The sequence below is a fragment of the Ruegeria sp. N11 genome, assembly GCF_056531525.1.
In genome coordinates, this window is the sequence record NZ_JBQFLX010000003.1 from 175,724 (window position 1) to 194,121 (window position 18,398).

Annotated in this window: 18 protein-coding genes; 10 read left to right on the top strand and 8 right to left on the bottom strand. The window is 59.0% G+C overall.

Features of this window, described 5'->3' with window-relative positions; genetic code table 11:
* The first annotated feature begins 30 nt into the window (after nucleotides 1-30).
* Nucleotides 31-654, top strand: coding sequence for an XRE family transcriptional regulator (locus ACR0J8_RS04520; RefSeq protein ID WP_170610796.1), 624 nt, complete (start codon nucleotides 31-33; stop codon nucleotides 652-654).
* Here the strand turns inward: ACR0J8_RS04520 and ACR0J8_RS04525 are convergent.
* Together ACR0J8_RS04525 and ACR0J8_RS04530 are read right to left on the bottom strand one after the other, a co-directional pair.
* Nucleotides 643-876: a hypothetical protein gene (locus ACR0J8_RS04525; protein ID WP_321252695.1), complete on the bottom strand. Its 234-nt coding sequence runs from the start codon at nucleotides 874-876 to the stop codon at nucleotides 643-645. The genes ACR0J8_RS04520 and ACR0J8_RS04525 overlap by 12 nt on opposite strands.
* 561 nt (nucleotides 877-1,437) lie before the next feature.
* On the bottom strand, nucleotides 1,438-3,252 hold the full coding sequence (locus ACR0J8_RS04530; RefSeq protein ID WP_480888931.1) for an extracellular solute-binding protein: 1,815 nt from the start codon (nucleotides 3,250-3,252) through the stop codon (nucleotides 1,438-1,440).
* On the opposite strand from ACR0J8_RS04530, the gene ACR0J8_RS04535 reads away from it, so the two are divergent.
* From ACR0J8_RS04535 to ACR0J8_RS04545, 3 genes are all read left to right on the top strand, one after another.
* Nucleotides 3,197-3,415 carry a hypothetical protein gene (locus ACR0J8_RS04535; protein WP_480888991.1) on the top strand — a complete coding sequence of 73 codons (219 nt, stop codon included), beginning with the start codon at nucleotides 3,197-3,199 and terminating at the stop codon, nucleotides 3,413-3,415. The two genes, ACR0J8_RS04530 and ACR0J8_RS04535, sit on opposite strands and share 56 nt — an antisense overlap.
* Before the next feature lie 138 nt (nucleotides 3,416-3,553).
* A complete protein-coding gene (locus ACR0J8_RS04540) occupies nucleotides 3,554-4,327 on the top strand; it encodes a 3-hydroxybutyrate dehydrogenase (protein WP_170610802.1) in 774 nt (257 codons plus the stop codon).
* 64 nt (nucleotides 4,328-4,391) lie between these two features.
* Complete coding sequence (locus ACR0J8_RS04545; RefSeq protein ID WP_480522379.1) at nucleotides 4,392-5,417, top strand: patatin-like phospholipase family protein; 1,026 nt, start codon at nucleotides 4,392-4,394, stop codon at nucleotides 5,415-5,417.
* On the opposite strand, the gene ACR0J8_RS04550 is transcribed toward ACR0J8_RS04545, so the two are convergent.
* The 3 genes from ACR0J8_RS04550 to ACR0J8_RS04560 form a co-directional block, all read right to left on the bottom strand.
* Nucleotides 5,418-6,095 carry a DUF502 domain-containing protein gene (locus ACR0J8_RS04550; protein WP_170610807.1) on the bottom strand — a complete coding sequence of 226 codons (678 nt, stop codon included), beginning with the start codon at nucleotides 6,093-6,095 and terminating at the stop codon, nucleotides 5,418-5,420.
* Nucleotides 6,096-6,161: 66 nt separating this feature from the next.
* Nucleotides 6,162-7,076 carry a pseudouridine-5'-phosphate glycosidase gene (locus tag ACR0J8_RS04555; protein ID WP_480522378.1) on the bottom strand — a complete coding sequence of 305 codons (915 nt, stop codon included), beginning with the start codon at nucleotides 7,074-7,076 and terminating at the stop codon, nucleotides 6,162-6,164.
* A complete protein-coding gene (locus tag ACR0J8_RS04560; RefSeq protein WP_480522377.1) occupies nucleotides 7,073-7,966 on the bottom strand; it encodes a PfkB family carbohydrate kinase in 894 nt (297 codons plus the stop codon). Before ACR0J8_RS04560 ends, ACR0J8_RS04555 begins: the two co-directional genes overlap by 4 nt.
* Nucleotides 7,967-8,127: 161 nt before the next feature.
* Between ACR0J8_RS04560 and ACR0J8_RS04565 the strand changes: the two genes are divergently transcribed.
* Nucleotides 8,128-9,264, top strand: a complete 1,137-nt coding sequence (locus tag ACR0J8_RS04565) for a HupE/UreJ family protein (protein ID WP_480888934.1) — start codon at nucleotides 8,128-8,130, stop codon at nucleotides 9,262-9,264.
* Here the strand turns inward: ACR0J8_RS04565 and ACR0J8_RS04570 are convergent.
* Nucleotides 9,261-9,881 (bottom strand): thiamine phosphate synthase, encoded by a 621-nt coding sequence (locus ACR0J8_RS04570; RefSeq protein WP_480522375.1) that lies wholly within the window; start codon nucleotides 9,879-9,881, stop codon nucleotides 9,261-9,263. The two genes, ACR0J8_RS04565 and ACR0J8_RS04570, sit on opposite strands and share 4 nt — an antisense overlap.
* Nucleotides 9,882-10,043: 162 nt before the next feature.
* Between ACR0J8_RS04570 and ACR0J8_RS04575 the strand changes: the two genes are divergently transcribed.
* Genes ACR0J8_RS04575 through ACR0J8_RS04585 form a run of 3 tightly spaced genes read left to right on the top strand, consistent with a single transcriptional unit; the run spans nucleotide 10,044 to nucleotide 13,471 of the window.
* On the top strand, nucleotides 10,044-10,787 hold the full coding sequence (locus tag ACR0J8_RS04575) for an RNA methyltransferase (RefSeq protein ID WP_480522374.1): 744 nt from the start codon (nucleotides 10,044-10,046) through the stop codon (nucleotides 10,785-10,787).
* Between the two features lie 60 nt (nucleotides 10,788-10,847).
* Nucleotides 10,848-11,993 (top strand): heme A synthase, encoded by a 1,146-nt coding sequence (ctaA, locus tag ACR0J8_RS04580; RefSeq protein ID WP_480522373.1) that lies wholly within the window; start codon nucleotides 10,848-10,850, stop codon nucleotides 11,991-11,993.
* A gap of 5 nt (nucleotides 11,994-11,998) precedes the next feature.
* Nucleotides 11,999-13,471, top strand: coding sequence for a carboxypeptidase M32 (locus ACR0J8_RS04585; RefSeq protein ID WP_480522372.1), 1,473 nt, complete (start codon nucleotides 11,999-12,001; stop codon nucleotides 13,469-13,471).
* Nucleotides 13,472-13,512: 41 nt separating this feature from the next.
* Here the strand turns inward: ACR0J8_RS04585 and ACR0J8_RS04590 are convergent, their stop codons facing one another.
* A complete protein-coding gene (locus ACR0J8_RS04590) occupies nucleotides 13,513-14,322 on the bottom strand; it encodes a M90 family metallopeptidase (RefSeq protein WP_480522371.1) in 810 nt (269 codons plus the stop codon).
* 86 nt (nucleotides 14,323-14,408) lie between these two features.
* Nucleotides 14,409-17,135, bottom strand: a complete 2,727-nt coding sequence (gene gyrA / locus ACR0J8_RS04595; RefSeq protein ID WP_480888938.1) for a DNA gyrase subunit A — start codon at nucleotides 17,133-17,135, stop codon at nucleotides 14,409-14,411.
* A gap of 193 nt (nucleotides 17,136-17,328) precedes the next feature.
* Here gyrA and ACR0J8_RS04600 point away from each other — a divergent pair, with 193 nt between their 5' ends.
* Complete coding sequence (locus ACR0J8_RS04600) at nucleotides 17,329-17,598, top strand: usg protein (protein WP_170610835.1); 270 nt, start codon at nucleotides 17,329-17,331, stop codon at nucleotides 17,596-17,598.
* Between the two features lie 99 nt (nucleotides 17,599-17,697).
* Nucleotides 17,698-18,396, top strand: coding sequence for a hypothetical protein (locus ACR0J8_RS04605; protein WP_170610838.1), 699 nt, complete (start codon nucleotides 17,698-17,700; stop codon nucleotides 18,394-18,396).
* The last annotated feature ends 2 nt before the right edge of the window (nucleotides 18,397-18,398 follow it).

Here is an 18,398-nt window from a genome sequence, read left to right on the forward strand (position 1 = left end):
AGCGGCGCGGCCCGGCCCTATAGAAGTGCCATGAGAACGCAGGACCCGAAATCCCTGATCCGTATCGCCCGCGATGCCGGTGAAAATGTCGAACCCGAGCCATTGGATCTGGGCGCGCGCGTGCGCGAATTGCGCAAGGCCCGCAAATGGACGCTGGAACAGGCGGCGACCCAGGCCGGTCTGGCGCGCTCAACGCTCAGCAAAATCGAAAACGGCCAGATGTCGCCAACCTATGATGCGCTGAAGAAACTCGCGACGGGGCTGGGGATTTCGGTGCCTCAACTGTTCACGCCACCCCAGCGCGATCAGGTCATTGGACGCATGTCCGTCACACGGATGGGGGAAGGTGCGGCCCATGCCACGACGACATACGAGCATGAGTTGCTGGCCGAAACGCTGACGAAAAAACAAATGCTGCCCTACCGGGCCCGCGTACGCGCCCGCTCGATGGACGAGTTCGACGGCTGGGTTCGTCATGATGGTGAGGAATTCCTGTACGTTCTGACAGGCGTCGTGCGGCTTTATACCGAGTATTATGAACCTGTCGAAATGCGCCGCGGCGACAGCGCCTATTACGACGGAAGCATGGGTCACAACGTCGTCTCGGTCAGTGACGAAGACGCGTTGATCCTGTGGGTTACGTCACTTGCGTAACGTCTGATCGAATTCGCGATTCAGGCTTTCGGTGAACAGGAAATCTTCCAGTTCTTCCCGGGCTTCGTTCACAGTCAGGTGGTGCCGTTCCGCCAAGTAAGCCTCGAACTGTTTTCTGTCTTGCCGGAAATGCGCGACGTCCTGATCACGCAGGTTCGGAAAGCGCCGCTTAGCGCGCGCCAAGGATCCGTTCCAGTCCTGCGTCAGTTCTGTCCATTTCATAATCATCAGCGAGCTTTCCGTTTCTTGTGCTACAGGACTGCCCGGCCCCCAGATATCAGGTTACGTAGGGGCGGGGTATATACATGCATGACAAAATGTCGCACCCGGGGATGTGATGACCGGAACGGAAAATGCCCGCTGCGGAACGTCCGCAACGGGCCACGGTCCTGCGTTTCGGAGTGAGTGGCGGCCGGTCCGTGAACCACCAGGGCAGGGCGAACCGCCCGCAACTATATCACCGAAACTCAACAACTTTTGCACGGTTCACTGAGGTTCGATTTGATGACACGTTACATGCTCGGCACCCAATCCGTAAAGGTTCTTGTGTCCATTGGAGCAATTTTCGCTGAAATTAGAAGGTCCAACAACATATTGCGACGGACGTCGCGTAAGCAGTCATATGCTGCGGTATTTTGACATGTGCCACTTTCCGCCGAAGTATTCGTGACAACCGCCATCCGAGAAGACCGGGGCAGCACACGTTAGACGAGCGTTGTGGGGCGTTGGTAAAGCGGGTTTCGCCGCACAAACGCGGGCGAGGAGGCGTTCGCCCGCTGCAGTTTATTCCTGATACCACCAGACCTCGGGCATGTATTGCGGGCCATCGCCGTAAATGGGCAGGTTTGGCGCGTACTTAAGCTCTTTCACATGCGCGATACGGCCGACATCGAAGTTCCAGATCGGAATGACATACCGGCCAGCGGTCAGGGTGCGGTCAAGCGCGCGGGTGGCCGCGACAAAGTCTTCCCGCGTTTCCGAAGCCAGCATCGCATCGATCATCGCGTCGACCGCGGGTGATGCGACACCCATCAGGTTCCGGGTTCCGGGCGTGTTCGCGCCATCGCTGCCCCAATAGAGGCGCTGCTCGTTTCCGGGGGACAGGGACATGGCTCTTCGGAATGGCGTCATATCGAAATCGTGTTCCGAGATGCGACCGGTGTATTGCGCGTTGTCGACCGTTTCGGTTGTCACCTGAATGCCAAGGCGTTCCAATGCACGGGAATAGATTTCGACTGCGGTGGCCATATCGCTGTCGCCCTGCTGCAGCAAGACGGTCATGGCGAAAGCATCGCCATTCTGGTAGCGCAGCACACCGTCCTGAATGGTCCACCCCGCTTCGGACAGCAGGTTCGCGGCCTTTCGGATATTGGCGCGATTGCGCGCCGAGCCATCGCCTTGTGGTGGGCTGTAGCCTTCAATCGTTCCGGGTAGAAGGTCATCGGCAAACGGTTGCAGCAACTCGGCGACCCGGCCTGTCGCCGGCCCGGGTTGCATCGCCAGGTCCGAGCCCGAGAAATACGAGGTGATCCGGGGCTGGGCACCGCCGGTGATGGTGTCGTTGATGAATTCGAAGTTGAACGCCAGCGTCAGCGCCTCGCGCACGCGCCAGTCATCGAATGGCGCCTTGCGCGTGTTCATCACAAAGCCGGTCATGCCCGACGGTTTGCCATGCGGGATTTCCGTTTTGACTACGTCTCCGCGCTGCGCGGCGGGGAAACTGTATTGCGTGTCCCACTTGTCGGCGTTGAATTCCCGAATGGCGGAGAGTTCCCCAGCCTTGAACGCTTCGAACAACACGGTCTGATCGCCGTAGAACTCGATCCTCATTTCATCGAGGTTCATGGTGCCACGGCGGAAGGGAACATCGCTGCCCCAGTAGTCAGGATTGCGGCGCAGGTTTACGAAGCGCCCGGCCTCATAGTCCTCGACGACATAAGGCCCCGAGCCGATTGGAACATCGTGCAACTGCGCGTCGGCAAAATCCTTGCCGTCCCATTGGGCCTTTTGAAGGATCGGGCGCAGGCCCGCAATCAGCGCCAGTTCGCGGTCAGGTTCGTTGAATGTGATCCTGACCGAGCGTGGACCAGTCTGTTCGATGCTGCCGATCTTGGACCACAACCCGCGATACCGGAGATGCCCTTCGGTCCCCAGAGTTTCATAGGACCACATCACGTCGTCCACGGTGACTGGGCTGCCGTCCGAGAATTGGGCGTTCTCGCGCAGCGTGAATTCCACCCAGGATCGGTCCTCGGCCGTCTCAACTGATTCGGCTAACAACCCGTAAAGAGTGAAAGGTTCGTCCCAGGATCGGCCCATCAGGCTCTCATGGGTCCAGAATCTCAGTTGCCAGGGTGACGTGCCTTTTTGCACAAACGGGTTCAAACTGTTATAGCCGCCGGTATTCCCGAAAACGACCTTTCCTCCTTTTGGTGCATCCGGGTTCACGTAAGGCAGAGACACAAAATCCGGTGGTAGGGCGGGATCGCCATACATAGCTATGCCATGAGACGAATCTGCATGGGCAAATGTGGTCGCAAAAATGCCGGTGATTCCCACCAGTATTGAACGAAGGGAGGGTGAAAAATCGGGGCTCATTTTGGAAACAATCCTGCTCTGGCCTTATTTTGTTGGGATTCACCGTAGCCATGATTTTTCTTATTATCAAACTTTTAGCTTGGACGAAGGCGCAGAATTGCTTATAAAGGATGCACTGCTCGATAGGTTTCTTGCCTGTATGAAACCTGCCTCAATAACTTAACGCCCGCTTCGTGCGGGCGTTTTTTTGTGATGAGGATGCCAGTGCGCGAGGAGTTGCATTGGCCCCAGCTTTCCCCGTTTTCTTTGCACGTGCAGCATGGCACTGTGTCGGAAATTCTGACTCAGCAGGAGAGCGGCGATGAGCGTTTCGGGAAAGACGGCAATTATCACGGGATCGAATTCGGGGATCGGGCTGGGCGTTGCGCGCGAACTGGCCAGGGCGGGCGCCAATGTGGTTTTGAATTCGTTCACCGATCGGGATGAGGACCATGCACTGGCTGCTGAAATCTCGAACGAGACCGGAACCAACGCGCGATATATCCAGGCCGACATGTCCAAGGGGGATGATTGCCGGGCCCTGATCGAAAAGGCCGGGGCTTGCGACATTCTTGTCAATAATGCGGGCATTCAGCACGTCGCGCCGATCGACCAGTTCCCGGTCGACAAATGGGATGCGATCATCGCGATCAACATGAACTCGGCCTTTCACACGATGGCGGCAGCTTTGCCAATGATGCGAAAGGCCGGGTGGGGGCGCATCGTCAATATCGCGTCGGCCCATGGTCTGACGGCGTCACCCTACAAGGCGGCCTATGTGTCGGCCAAACATGGTGTGGTCGGCATGACCAAGACAGTTGCGCTGGAAACGGCGCAGGAGCCGATCACCTGCAACGCCATTTGCCCGGGCTATGTTCTGACACCTCTGGTCGAGGCGCAAATCCCCGACACGATGAAAGAATACAACATGAGCCGCGAGGACGTGATCAAGAACGTGATGCTGGAACGCCAGCCCTCGAAAGAGTTTGCAACGGTCGAGCAACTTGGCGGGACGGCATTGTTTTTGTGCTCGGATGCGGCGGCGCAGATTACCGGAACGACGATTTCCGTCGATGGCGGCTGGACTGCCCTGTAAGATTTCATGGGGGCGCGGCCCCCATACCCCCGGAGTATTTTGGAAAAGATGAAGGGGCGGGCTATTGAAACGGATCAATCTGGCTTTGCAGGGCGGCGGCGCACATGGCGCCTTTACCTGGGGTGTACTGGACCGGTTGCTGGATGAAGAGGATATTGAGGTTGCCGCAATTACCGGCACATCCGCAGGGGCGCTAAACGGGGCGGCTTTCAAGTCCGGGATGGTGCGGGCCGGGCGCGATGGGGCGCGGGAATGTCTGAACGGATTATGGACGCGCATGGGGGCGGTTGGCGACATGCGGATTGCCAACTGGATGCAGGCGCTTGAGCCTGCCCAGATCGCGCAGGCCGTGGAGTATTCGCTTCCCTATTCGATTGGCGACGCGTGGTCGCGCATGGTTTCGCCTTATGCCTACGGTCCGTTTTACCAGAACCCGTTGAAGTCCGTCGTTGACCGTTTTGACTTTGGCGAGATTTGCGCGAACGAAGGCCCGCAGCTGTTTGTCTGTGCGACCTGCGTGCGCAGCGGCAAGATCCGGGTGTTCACGGGCGAAGATGTATCGACGGATGCCATACTCGCCTCGGCCTGCCTGCCTACGCTGTTCAAGGCCGTAGAGATATTCGATCCGAAGACGGGGCGAACCGAGGCCTATTGGGACGGAGGTTTTACGGGAAATCCTGCGCTGTTTCCTTTGTTCAATGACGAGTTGCCGGATGATGTGGTCATAGTGAACATCAACCCGCTTGAGCGGGACGAGGTTCCGAAGACACCACAGCAGATTCAGAACCGGATCAACGAGATCAGCTTCAATTCGTCCCTGTTTCGCGAACTCAGGGCGATTGACTTTGTGCAGCGCTTGTTGCGTGAGGGCAAACTGAAGGCGGGTGAGATGAGCCGGGTTCTGGTTCACATGATCGCAGACAATGAGTTGATGAACAGTCTGTCGGTTGCCACGAAGACCGTTCCCAACCCGGTGATCCTGCACAAGCTGAAAAAGGCGGGCCGGGCAGCCGCGGACGGCTTTCTGTCAGCCCACAAAACCGATCTGGGTGCGCGTAGCACAGTAGATCTGCGTGCGATGTTTGGCTGATCACTCTGGCGGGCGGGTCGGGTCTTTTTCGTTTGGATAAACAAGACCTGCCGAGATCACCAGTTTCGCGGCATCCTCGATCGTCATGTCCAGCAGGATGACGTCTTCGGCTGGAAAAAACAGCAGAAACCCGGATGTGGGGTTCGGGGTCGTCGGAACAAACACGCTGAGCAGTTCGCCGCCGGTCTCCGCAAGGCGGCTGACCTCGCCTTTGGCGGTGGTGGACACGAACCCGATCGCCCAGATTCCACGGCGCGGATACTGGATAAGGCAAGCCTTTTCGAACGAGCGGTCTGTTTGGGCAAAAACCGTTTCGGAAATTTGCTTGATCCCGGAATAGACCGAGCGGACGACAGGCATCCGATCAACAACGCGTTCTGCAAAAAGGATCAGCGAACGTCCCAGTATACCCTTGGCCACCCAGCCCACGATCACCGTGAAGATCAGGAAGATGATGACCCCGACGCCGCGCAGGTTGATGCCGACATATTCTTGCGGCTGAAACCTTTGCGGCACCAGCGGCAGGACCGCACTGTCGATCCAGCCCACCACGGACCAGATCAACCAGATTGTAAGCCAGACCGGCGCAATGACGACAATCCCCGTCAGAAACGACGCCCGCAGGCCTGCAAACAGGCCGGGGCGGCGATGCGGTTCTTCGTCAAACGGTGTATTCATCTTAGTTCCGAGCGGTTTGCAGACTGCAATTAAGCAGTCTGGCGTGATGGTGCAATAGGGACGGTGTCAGGCGGCGTTGCGGGTCAAAGCCGTTGCGATGCCGGCGGCAAGGCGGGCGTTGTTGCGAACAAGCGCGATATTGGCCGTCAGGGATCGGCCCATGGTCTGCTCGAATATACGCTGCAGAAGATAAGGAGTGACGCCTTTTCCTGTGATCCGGTGTGTCTCGGCGTCGGATTGGGCTGATGCGATAATCGGTGCCAGTTCATCGGCCGGGATCTGGTCGGTCTCGGGGATCGGGTTTGCAACAAGTTGTCCCCCGGGCAGGCCAAGGGCGCGGCGGGTTGAGTGGGCCTTTGCGATCTCTTCCGGGCTGTCCATGCGCAAAGGCGCGGCATAGGGTGATTTGGCTGACCAGAAGGCCGGGAATTCATCCTGACCATGGGCAATCACCGGAACGCCCAGTGTTTCCAGAACCTCGAGCGTTTTGGCCAGATCCAGAATGGCCTTGGCGCCCGCGGCCACGACTGTCACCGGCGTCTGGGCAAGCTCATGCAGGTCGGCGGAAATATCGAACGAGGTTTCGGCCCCCTGATGCACGCCACCGATGCCACCGGTGGCAAAAACCTCGATCCCCGCGTAATGAGCGGCGATCATCGTCGCAGCAACGGTTGTCGCACCGGTGCCGCCGGTCGAGATGCAGGCGGCCATGTCGGCACGCGATATTTTGGCGACACCCTGCGCCTTGCCCAGATCCTGCAACTGGTCAGGTTCCAGCCCAACATGTAGTTTGCCCCTGATCACAGCCATGGTGGCGGGAACCGCCCCTGCGTCGCGAATATCTTGTTCGACCTGTGAGGCGACCTCGATGTTCTGCGGGTAGGGCATTCCGTGGGTGATGATTGTGCTTTCAAGCGCGACGATGGGCTGGCCTGCGTCTTTGGCGGCGCGGACCTCGGCTGAGTATTGGATGTCGATCACAGTGGGGTTTCTCCGGAAACATAAGTTGCGGCGGCGTGCAAAGCGCGGGTCAGGGCCGCGTCGCTATCTGCGCCATTTGCTTCAGCGGCAATATGGGCCGCCATGAAAGTATCACCCGCGCCGGTCACGCGCGTAACCAATACGGACGGGGGTTTCTGGGTCTGGATGCCATCGGCCGATCCGACAGTGGCCGAGTTGCCGCCATCCGTTACCAAAACCCGTAGCGCGCCCCGATCCAGCAGGCCCTGGGCAGCGCTTTCGGAATCCTCGAACTCGCGCTGACACAGCAGTCCGGCTTCTTCGAGGTTGACGTAAAGCGTCGCGCGGGCGTGTTTGAGGAAAGGCAGAAGGCGCTCGGCCTTGCCGGGTGATGCAGGGGCAACGCGCAGGTCAGCGCGAGAGAACGCCGGACTTTGCGCGATCTCCTCCAGCAGGTCTTGCGTCAGGTTCCCGTCCAGCGCAACCGGACCTTCGAATGGCGTATTCTCGCGCCCCAATGGCCCATGCATCAGGGGGCGCAGGATCTTGGCTCCGGCGGCTTCGAGAGAGTGGGCATCCGCGATTGCGGCAATCAGACCGTTTGCACCTTCGACCGCCATGTACCGGTCTGTCGGCAAATCCTGCGAGCGGTAGATATGGTCTGTCACCATCCCAAGGCGTGCACAGGCGTGCACAAGCTCGTCACCTTCGGGATCACGGCCAATGGCGGTCAACAAGGTTGGGGTCATACCAAAGCGGACCAGCGTCATTGCGATGTTCATCGCCACGCCACCAGGCAGTCGGGTAATCCGCCCCGGAACATCCGAGCCCTGACGCATGACGCTGGCGGATCGTCCGATCACGTCCCACAGGACGGACCCGATACATAAAATTTCACTGGTCTGAGTCATGCCGTTGTCATGCCGCAGCCCCGTGATCCGTGCAAGTCAGAACGTTAACGCCAATGGGAATTCCTGGCGCGGCCTGCCGTTTTGGCTTGCCATCGCGTGTTATCGGCAGAACAATCGAAGGATATGTTGTCGGTATTCATGTTCATGTTGGATTGAAGCAAATGAGCCGCATTGTCAGAGCGTTATTCAAAACCCGCCCTGTACTTCTTCTTGTTGCTCCTTTGGTTTTCTGGATCGCAGTCGGCAACGCATCAGCTCAGACGGCGAAACCGACAGTAGTAGATTTTCGGATCAATCAGGGCACATTGTTTCTGGAAATCAGCATGAATGCCGAGGCATTCGTCGCCGGGATTAACCCTTCGGCGGATCCGTCGCCCGTTTCAGGTGAGTACAGAAGACTTCGCCGCTTGGCGTCTTCGGAACTTGAGCCGCACATAAAGCAGTTCATTAAAGGCTGGTCGCCGTCCATGAACGTGTTGGCAGGTGGACCCGTCACGCTGTCCTACGAAGGTTCCCGCGTTCCTGTGGCCGGAGACCCTGAGGTGCCAAGGATTTCACGGGTTCTGCTGGCCGGGGCTTTTCCACCCGGCGCGTCCAGCCTGCAGCTGACCTGGCCGGAAGGTCACGGGCCGATGGTCCTCAGGCAGCAGGGGGTGGATGCGCCTTATACCGGGTATCTTGTGGCGGGCGAGGCAAGCCCTCTGATTCCGCTGCGCGGTGGGGCCGGTCTGGACCCGGGTCAAACCCTGAAGGCCTATTTCTCCAACGGAATCGTGTATGCCACGACAGACGGGCTGCCGGTTATCCTGATTGCGTTGCTGCTGGTGCTGCACGCCCTTTGGGTGTCGGCGGCCTTATGGCAGCTTTCTGCTTTCGCGCTGGCCACGGCGGTTGGTCTGATATTGGGCACGTTACAGCTTGTCGCGATCCCCATTGCCTGGGTGCCGTATCTCATGCCCGCAGCAACCGTGGTGCTAGGTGTGTGGAACGTTACAGTCCGGCGACCGGGCTTTCTGCGTTTGCTGACTGTTGCTCTGGTGGGTGGTCTGATCGGTTTAAGCCAGGCCTTCGCTTTGACGGCGGTCGGAGTACCGCCGGATCGGCTGGCACCGGCGGTTCTGGGCTTTGGTCTGGGCGCGTTGACCGTGCCGGTCTCGGCCGCTGCCGTGGTATTTGCATTGGCACTGGCGGTTTCCCGCAGATCGATCCGGCTCAGGCTTCGGATTTCGGTTCTGCTATCCCTCGTGATTGCCGGCTTCGGAGCCTATACCTTTGTTCGGCCCTTCCTGCCTTTCTAGGAAAGTGGCGCCAATAAAGCGGTCAGCGCTGCGACAGGATCATCACCCGCCCAGATTTCGTCGCCGATCCCAAAAAAGTCGGTGCAGGTGGCCAGACTGCCAATCAGTTCAGCCGTCAGACCGCCTTCGGCCACAACCGGAACTTCGATCATCTCGGACCACCACTGAAACAGATCTTCTTCGGCGCGCGTGCCGTCGCCAAGCTTGTCTGTTCCAACCGGCCCGAAGGCGACATAGTCCGCCCCGGCTTCACCGGCGGTCATGCCGTCATGGCTGGAAGCTCCGCAAAAGCTTCCGACGATCGCATCTGCCCCCAGTTCCTTACGGGCGGACCGCACGGAACGGGCGGCGTCATCCAGATGCACCCCGTCCAGACCAAGACGTTGCGCCAACAGAACGTGGTTTGAAATCACCAGCGCCACGTCCCGCGCATGGGCGACTTCACGGCAGGCATCGGCCGCGCGTGCGATTGCATCTTCGTCATTGCCCGCCAGCGCCAAGCGGATGCACGCGATTTCTGTGCTGTCCAGAACGCGCGCCAGTCTTTCAGGGAATCGGCTCAGTTCGATGGCCGGCGGTGTGATCAGGTAGATCTGCGGCTGCTCGGTGGTGTCCATTGGCGCGTCCTTCGGATTTCTGTCTTTGGCGGGGTTTAGCGGATTGAGCGGGGGAAGCAAACTTTTATGCCTGCCAAGCGGGTATTTGAGAGCAGAACAAGGTGATTGGCTTGCCTCGTCGGTGACAGGGTATTAGAGCGGGCGGAACTTTCGGAGTAAGCCATGCCCAGCGACAAATCCCAGCCCTCATTCGTGCTTGTCCGCCCGCAGATGGGTGAAAACATCGGCGCAGCCGCTCGCGCGATGTGGAATTTCGGTCTGGATCGGATGCGTATCGTGGCCCCCCGGGACGGCTGGCCCAACCCCAAGGCAGTGGCCATGTCCAGTGGAGCGGGGCGGCTGCTGGATGAGGCGCAGCTGTTCGACGACCTGGCCGGAGCGCTTGAGGACAGCACCTTTGTCTTTGCCACCACGGCCCGTCAGCGCGGGTTGACCAAACCGGTTTACAGCCCCGAGCGCGCCATGCAACTGGCCGCCGAAAAAGTCGCGGCCGGTCAAAAGGTTGCGGTTCTGTTCGGACCGGAACGCGCAGGGCTTGAGAATGAGGATATTGCGAAGGCAAACGCCATCATTTCGGTTCCTGTGAACCCCGAATACGCCTCGCTGAACCTCGGGCAGTGCGTGCTGCTGACCGCTTACGAGTGGATGCGCCAGACCGGAGACGTGGTGCATGAGACCACCGATCTGGGCAAGGGCGACTGGGCGACAGGGATCGAGGTTGAGAAACTGGCCGAACATTTCGAAGACCGGCTTGAGGCCGCGGGTTTCTTTTATCCGCCTGAGAAGGCCGATGGGATGAAGGTGAACCTGCGCAATCTTTGGTCGCGGATGAACATGACACGGGCAGATGTGCAGATGTTGCACGGTGTCATGCGGCAGATGGTCCGCTGGAAGGAAAAGGGCTGAGGCTGGACCTTACACTCCGGTAGCCCTAGCTTGCGTGAAAATCAAAGGCATGAGGACGGCATGAGCGGCAAGCGCAGCATCTTCGAAGAAGTCTCGGACACCGAACAACAAAAGGCGGTGCAGCCGGGGATGATCGACCGGGGCCGGGGCGGCGCGCGCGGGGCCATTCGTGTCTGGCTGATGAGCCTGTTTGCCCTGGTCGTGATCATGATCGCCGTAGGCGGGCTGACGCGGCTGACCGACAGCGGATTGTCGATCACCGAATGGCGCCCTGTTACCGGAGCCATCCCGCCGATGTCCGAGGCCGACTGGCAGGCCGAGTTCGACAAATACAAGCAGATCGATCAATGGCGCATTCAGAACCAGTGGATGGAACTCGATGATTTCAAGTCGATCTACTGGTGGGAATGGGGTCATCGGCAGCTGGGCCGCGTGATCGGTCTGGTCTGGGCGCTCGGGTTGCTGGGCTTCTTGGTGACGCGCAAGATACCGACCGGCTGGACCGGACGATTGCTGATCCCCGGCGCATTGGGTGGCGTTCAGGGTGCAGTTGGCTGGTGGATGGTCGCCTCGGGCGTGACCCAGGGCGAAGGGATGACGGCCGTCGCCAGCTATCGGCTGGCAGTACACCTGGGGCTGGCCTTCGTGATTTTAGGGTTCCTCGCCTGGTACATCCTTCTGCTGGGCCGGGAGGAGCGCGACCTGATGCAGGCCCGCCGCGCGAAAGAGGCAAAGCTGTTTTCTCTCTCAACCGGTCTGATGCATTTCGCCTTTTTGCAAATACTCATTGGCGCCCTGGTTGCGGGGATCGACGCCGGTCGATCCTATACTGACTGGCCGTTGATCGGCGGGCAGCTTTTGCCGCCTGACGCAACAATGTTGGAACCGATCTGGCGGAACTTCTTCGAAAGCCCGGGGCTGGTACAGTTCATCCATCGCTGCGCCGGTTATCTTCTGTTTGCGTTTGCGGTTGTCGTTTGGCGTCGTGGCGGAACCAGCGCGCATCTCCAGACCCGATTTGCATTCAATGCGGCCTTTGCGGCCTTGTCGCTGCAAGTGGTCGTGGGAATCCTGACGGTGGTCTACGGGGCGCCATGGCAGATCGCCATATTCCATCAGTTCATGGCCGTTGTGGTTTGGACGCTGATCCTGCGTGCGCGTTTCCTGACGGCCTATCCCATCGCAACTTCACTACGCGGAGCGTGACTTACATGACTGCATTCAATGACCTGATGGCTTTTCAGCGCGAAACCTCGGCCCTGGGACAGATTGCCGGGCGTTTGGGTTGGGATCAGGAAACAGTCATGCCGCGTGGGGCTGCCCCTCAACGGGCCGAGGAAATGGCGGCGATCGAGGCGGTTCTGCATGCCCGCCGGTCCGACCCGCGGGTGGCCGATTGGCTGGATCAGGCCGCGCCTCAGGACGAGATCGGCAAGGCCCAGCTGCGCGAAATTCGCCGTGCTTATGAACGTGCGGTCAAGGTGCCGGCTGATCTGGCGACGGCAATTGCCCGCGTGACATCCGCGGCGCAGGGGAAATGGGCGCAGGCTCGTGCGGATGAAGATGTATCGGCCTTTCTTCCGGTTCTGGCTGAGGTCGTCTCGCTGAAACGTCAGGAAGGTGAGGCCCTGGCGCAGGGCGGCGCCATCTATGACGCGATGGTCGAGGATTATGAGCCCTATACGACGGGTGCCCAGATCGCCGCGATCTTTGATGAGATGCGCCCGCGGCTGGTTGCCCTGCGTGCTGCGGTTCTGGACCGGACGGAACCGGCTGCGCTGAGCGGAAGATTTGATGAAGCGTCGCAGATGAAACTGTCGCAACAGCTGGCTGTAGCCTTCGGCTATGACCTGAACAACGGCCGCGTGGACAAGGCGGTGCATCCGTTCAGCTCGGGCTCTGGTCTGGATGTGCGGATTACCACGCGGACCAGCGAGACCGACCCGTTCAATTGTTTCTACTCAACGATTCACGAGGTTGGCCACGCCGCGTATGAACAGGGCATTGACAGTGCCTATCTGCTGACCCCGCTGGGCAGCGGTGTGTCCATGGGCGTGCATGAAAGCCAAAGCCGGATATACGAGAACCAGCTGGGCCGCTCGCGCGCCTTCACGGGCTGGCTGTTCGGTCAGATGGTCGAGGTTTTCGGCGATTTTGGAATTCCCGCCGATGCGGAAGCGTTTTATGCAACCGTCAACCGCGTCCACAACGGGTACATCCGGACCGAAGCGGATGAGGTGCAGTACAATCTGCACATCATGCTGCGCTTTGATCTGGAACGTGCGCTGATGGCAGGTGATCTGCAGGTGAGTGACTTGGAGGCTGCCTGGAACGACCGGTTCAAGGCCGATTTCGGTTACGCAGTCGACAAGCCCTCGAACGGATGTTTGCAGGACGTGCACTGGTCGATCGGACTGTTTGGGTACTTCCCGACCTATTCGCTGGGCAATGTGTATGCAGGGTGTCTGCATCAGGCCTTACGCGCCGCAGTTCCGGGGTTGAATGCGCAGCTTGCCAAGGGCGATACATCGAGTGCAACCGGATGGCTGCGCGAAAATGTGCAGCGTCATGGCGGGTTGTATGCGCCGCGGGAAATCATCGCCCGCGCCAGTGGTTTGGAGCCGGGTCCAGAGCCGCTGTTGACCTATCTGGAAGAAAAGTTCGGATCGATTTACGGATTGTGAAAAAAAGAACTGCGCCCGGGGTTTCGCAGACTGGCCGCAGTTCAACCCCACGTCACCGGGTCCAGACGGAACAGTTTGGACAACTGTTCGTATACATCCGGCACCTCGTGTTTCAGAGCTTGGGGCCGTTCGAAAAACACCTCGACAGAAACCGCGAAGAATTCTTCGTGCCCTGTGGCGCCATAAGGGTCGATAAGGGTGCGACGCCCGGCCTCGACCGCGTGAACATGGGCGTCAAAAGCGGTAAGGAAGACGCTTTCCCACTCGGCAAAGCTCTGACCTTCGCTCAGGACTGGTACGCCGTTTGTGCCGCCTGACAGGTCGTCGATCTGGTGGGCGAATTCGTGCAATACGACATTCTGCCCGTCACGATCATCCATCGCACCCTGACGGCTATGCGCCCAAGACAGGATAACCGGCCCGCGGTCCCAGCTTTCACCGGTGCGGACAATTTCTTTTTCGGTCACGACGTAACCGCTGCGTCGGCTCTGACGGGATTTGAAAGCGCTGGGATAAATCAGGATCGTGGTCAGATTGTTATACCAAAGATCACTGTTCACCACGAGCAGACAGGCCTGCGTCGCGATCGAAAGCTGCATCTCCTCGGTCACGTCCAGGCCGTCACAGCCATAAAACTCGACCTGATCGAGAAACAGGTTGACCTTGCCCTCCAGCTTGGTCCGAAACCGTGCCGGGAGCCGTCTGATCATGGGAACCTGATCGGCGATCACGGCACGCTCGTGATCGGACAAAGGAGACGCCAGCAGAGAGTTCCGCGTTTGCCGTTTGGACCAGTAGCGATAGCCGAAGAAACCAGAGACAAGCAGCAGGCAGGCGATCAGGATGAACATGGCGTCACTCTAGTCGGAAGATACCGAGACAGAAACGCTTTTTGCTGTCGGGCCGCGCAGAGAATGATCGCGCGGCCCGGCAGAATTTACTCTTCAGTCTCTTCGTCGCCCTGATCGGCAATCCAGGCAACGCTGACGACTTCTTCGCCTTTCCCGGTGTTGAACACTTTCACGCCGCCCGCTGAACGAGAGCGGAACGATATGCCATCGACGGGCACCCGGATTGATTGACCCTTGGAGGTGGCCAGCATGATCTGATCGTCGATTTCAACCGGGAACGAAGCCACCAGTTCGCCACCGCGCATGGCTTTGTCCATGGCCGCAACGCCCACGCCACCGCGCCCGCGAACCGGATAATCATGGCTGGAGCTCAGCTTGCCCGAACCGCCTGTCGTGATGGTCAGGATCAGGTTTTCGGCCGCCGACATCTCGGCATACCGCTCCTGAGGCAGAACGCTGTCGGCGTTGCCTTCATCCTCGTCGGCCTCGGCCTCATCGGTCACACCGGCCATCAGGCGACGCATTTTGAGGTAAGCGGCACGCTCGTCCGAGGTCGCCTCGAAATGGCGGATGACCGACATTGAAACGACCCGGTCGCCGTTGGTCAGCTTGATGCCGCGTACACCCGTCGACTTGCGGCCCTTGAAAACCCGGACAGCCGTGGTCTGGAACCGGATCGCGCGGCCGGAATTGGTGACAAGCATCACGTCGTCATCTTCCGAACAGATGCGCGCATTCACCAGTTCCACGCCTTCCGGCAGGTCCATCGCAATTTTACCGTTGCGCTTGACGTTGGTGAAATCGCTCAGCGCATTGCGGCGTACATCCCCGGCGCTGGTGGCGAATACGATCTGCAGGTTTTCCCATTCTTCATCTGGGACATCCACCGGCATGATAGCCGCGATGGAGATGCCGGTCGGGATCGGCAGGATGTTGACGATAGCCTTGCCCTTGCCGGTGCGCCCGGACTGCGGCAAACGCCAGGTCTTGAGCTTGTAGACCATCCCGTCGGTGGTGAAGAACAGCAGCTGCGTGTGGGTATTCGCCACGAAGAGGGTGGTAACCACGTCCTCTTCCTTGGTCTGCATACCCGAAAGACCCTTGCCGCCGCGTTTCTGGGCGCGGAAATCGGCCAGCGGCGTGCGTTTGATGTACCCGCCCGAAGTGACGGTCACGACCATGTCTTCACGCTCGATCAGGTCTTCGTCTTCCATGTCGCCGGACCAGTCGACGATCTCGGTACGGCGTGGAACGGCGAACTGGTCACGCACTTCGCGCAACTCATCGCCGATGATGCCCATGATGCGCTCGCGCGAGGACAGAATATCCAGGTATTCCTTGATCTTGGCGGCCAGTTGCTCCAGCTCGTCCGTGACCTCTTTGACGCCCAGTTGAGTCAGACGCTGCAAGCGCAGTTCGAGGATGGCACGGGCCTGAACTTCGGTCAGGTTATAGGTGCCGTCGTCGTTCATTCTTGACAGAGGGTCGTCGATCAGGCGCAGGTAGCCCTCGATTTCGGCAGCGGGCCAGCGGCGGGTCATCAGCTTCTCGCGCGCCTCGGCGGCGTCGGCGGATGAGCGGATCGTGGCGACCACCTCGTCCACGTTCGAAACGGCCACTGCCAGACCACACAGGATATGGCTGCGTTCGCGGGCCTTGCGCAGGTCGTATGCCGTGCGGCGGGCGACAACATCTTCGCGGAAGTCGATGAACGAGGTCAGGAAGCGGCGCAGGGTCAACTGCTCGGGGCGGCCACCGTTCAGCGCCAGCATGTTGCAGCCGAACGAGGTTTGCATCGGCGAGAACCGGTAAAGCTGGTTCAGAACCACTTCGGGCGTTGCATCGCGCTTCAGCTCGACCACCACGCGTACACCGTTGCGGTCGGACTCGTCCTGTACATGAGCAACGCCTTCTATGCGTTTCTCACGCACGGCTTCGGCGATCTTTTCGATCATCGCAGCTTTGTTCACCTGATAGGGAATCTCGTCCACGACAATGGCGTAACGGTCTTTGCGGATCTCCTCGACGCGGGTCTTGGCGCGTATGATGACGCTGCCGCGGCCTTCCAGATAGGCTTTGCGCGCACCGGAGCGGCCCAGCATCACGCCGCCGGTCGGGAAATCGGGACCGGGGACGTATTCGATAAGTTGCTCGGAGGTCAGGTCCGGATCGTCGATCAGCGCCAGCGTGGCATCGACCACTTCGCCCAGATTATGTGGCGGGATGTTGGTCGCCATACCAACGGCAATACCGCCGGCACCGTTGACCAGCATGTTCGGGAAGCGCGCGGGCAGGACAGTCGGTTCCTTGTCCTTGCCGTCGTAGTTGTCCTGAAAATCGACCGTCTCTTTTTCGATATCGGCCAGCAGCGACGCAGCAGGTTTGTCCATTCGGACTTCGGTGTACCGCATGGCCGCCGGGTTGTCGCCGTCCATCGATCCAAAGTTGCCCTGACCATCCAGAAGCGGCAGCGACATCGAAAAATCCTGCGCCATCCGCACCAGCGCGTCATAGATCGCGCTGTCACCGTGCGGGTGGTACTTACCCATCACATCGCCAACAGGACGCGCGGACTTGCGGTATGCCTTGTCGTGCGTGTTCCCCGTCTCGTGCATCGCATAGAGGATACGCCGGTGGACCGGTTTCAGCCCGTCGCGCAGATCGGGGATTGCACGGCTGACGATGACGGACATCGCATAATCGAGGTACGACGTGCGCATCTCGGATTCGATGGACACCGTCGGGCCGTCATAAGCGGGGCGTGCCGGTGGGGTTTCGTCCATGTTTTCAGGGGTTTCTGGCGTATCGCTCACGTAAACTGCCCGTTCTTTGTGCGGAGTCTATATCTTGTGGATGCACCTTATCAGACCCGGCACATAAGGTGCAAGCAACCTGCGTAATCGCGCAAGAATAACCTCGGTAACATCAGAGTAACATATTGTTAAGTAAGGATTAGGTGGTTTGCATGCTATGCTGAAGAGACCTTGACAGAAATCGGAGGTCTGCATGGAGCGAAGTGAAACGGAGCTGATGTTAAAGGGGTACGGGCTGACAACAGCGGAATTCTTCTATCACATGCCCGACTACATTCATGTCCTGAATACGTTCATCTGGCAGGATTACGATCTTGCGCCGGATCACCCGAAGCTGTTTGATTTCATTGACTTTTGGCAACGCGAAATCGAAGGGCCGCTTCATTCCGTCCGGTTCACGCATCGCAAGATGATCGCACCGGGTGAATGGCGTAACATGGTAGGTGAATTTCGGGTGAACTGAAAACGGACCAGAAAGGCAGCTGTTGATGTTGCCTGTGTCATTTTCTGTTGTATCGGTTAAGGTGCGCTTCAGACTTCGGATCACACACGGATTAGCCTGATGCAGAGAGTAATGATTGCGGTTGCCGCCTGTTTGACGTTTTGCGGGCCGGCATCGTCCGAAGGAGTTTTGGACAAGATAAAAAAGGGTGCTGAAAGCACGGCGGACGCCATCGGTCAGGGGGCCGAAGCCGTCGGCGGGACACTCAAGAAGGGCGCAGGCGCGGTTGATGAGACGCTCAATTCAACCGCCGATCTGGTGACTAACGAAGCCACCCCGGAAGAAACACGCGCCAAGCTGGATGCTATGGCGGAAACGGTACTGACCCAGTTACTGGCGGAAAACCCGGATGCGGCGTTTCTTTATGAAATCAGTGCAGGCTATGCGGTGTTTGATTCCCGTAAAGTCACGGTTTTTCCGGTTTCCGCAGGATATGGCCGAGGAGTGGCAGTATCAAAAGAAACAGGTCAGCACACTTACATGAATATGGGAACAGGTGGGGTAGGTGCGGCCATCGGCATCGGTGGTTTTGAAACCAAGTTCGTCATCCTGTTCGAGACCCCCGCAGATCTGGAGCACTTTATCGCCTACGGATACGACGCGACGGCTGAATCCGGTGCCATGTACGGCGATGACAGCAAAAGCGAGACGGTCCGGTTCACCGAGGGGCGTTCGTTCTTTGTGCTCAGCAAAAAGGGCTGGCGCGTGTCTGCCGGGGCGTCCGGAACCAAATACTGGAAATCCCCGGAACTGAACTGAGG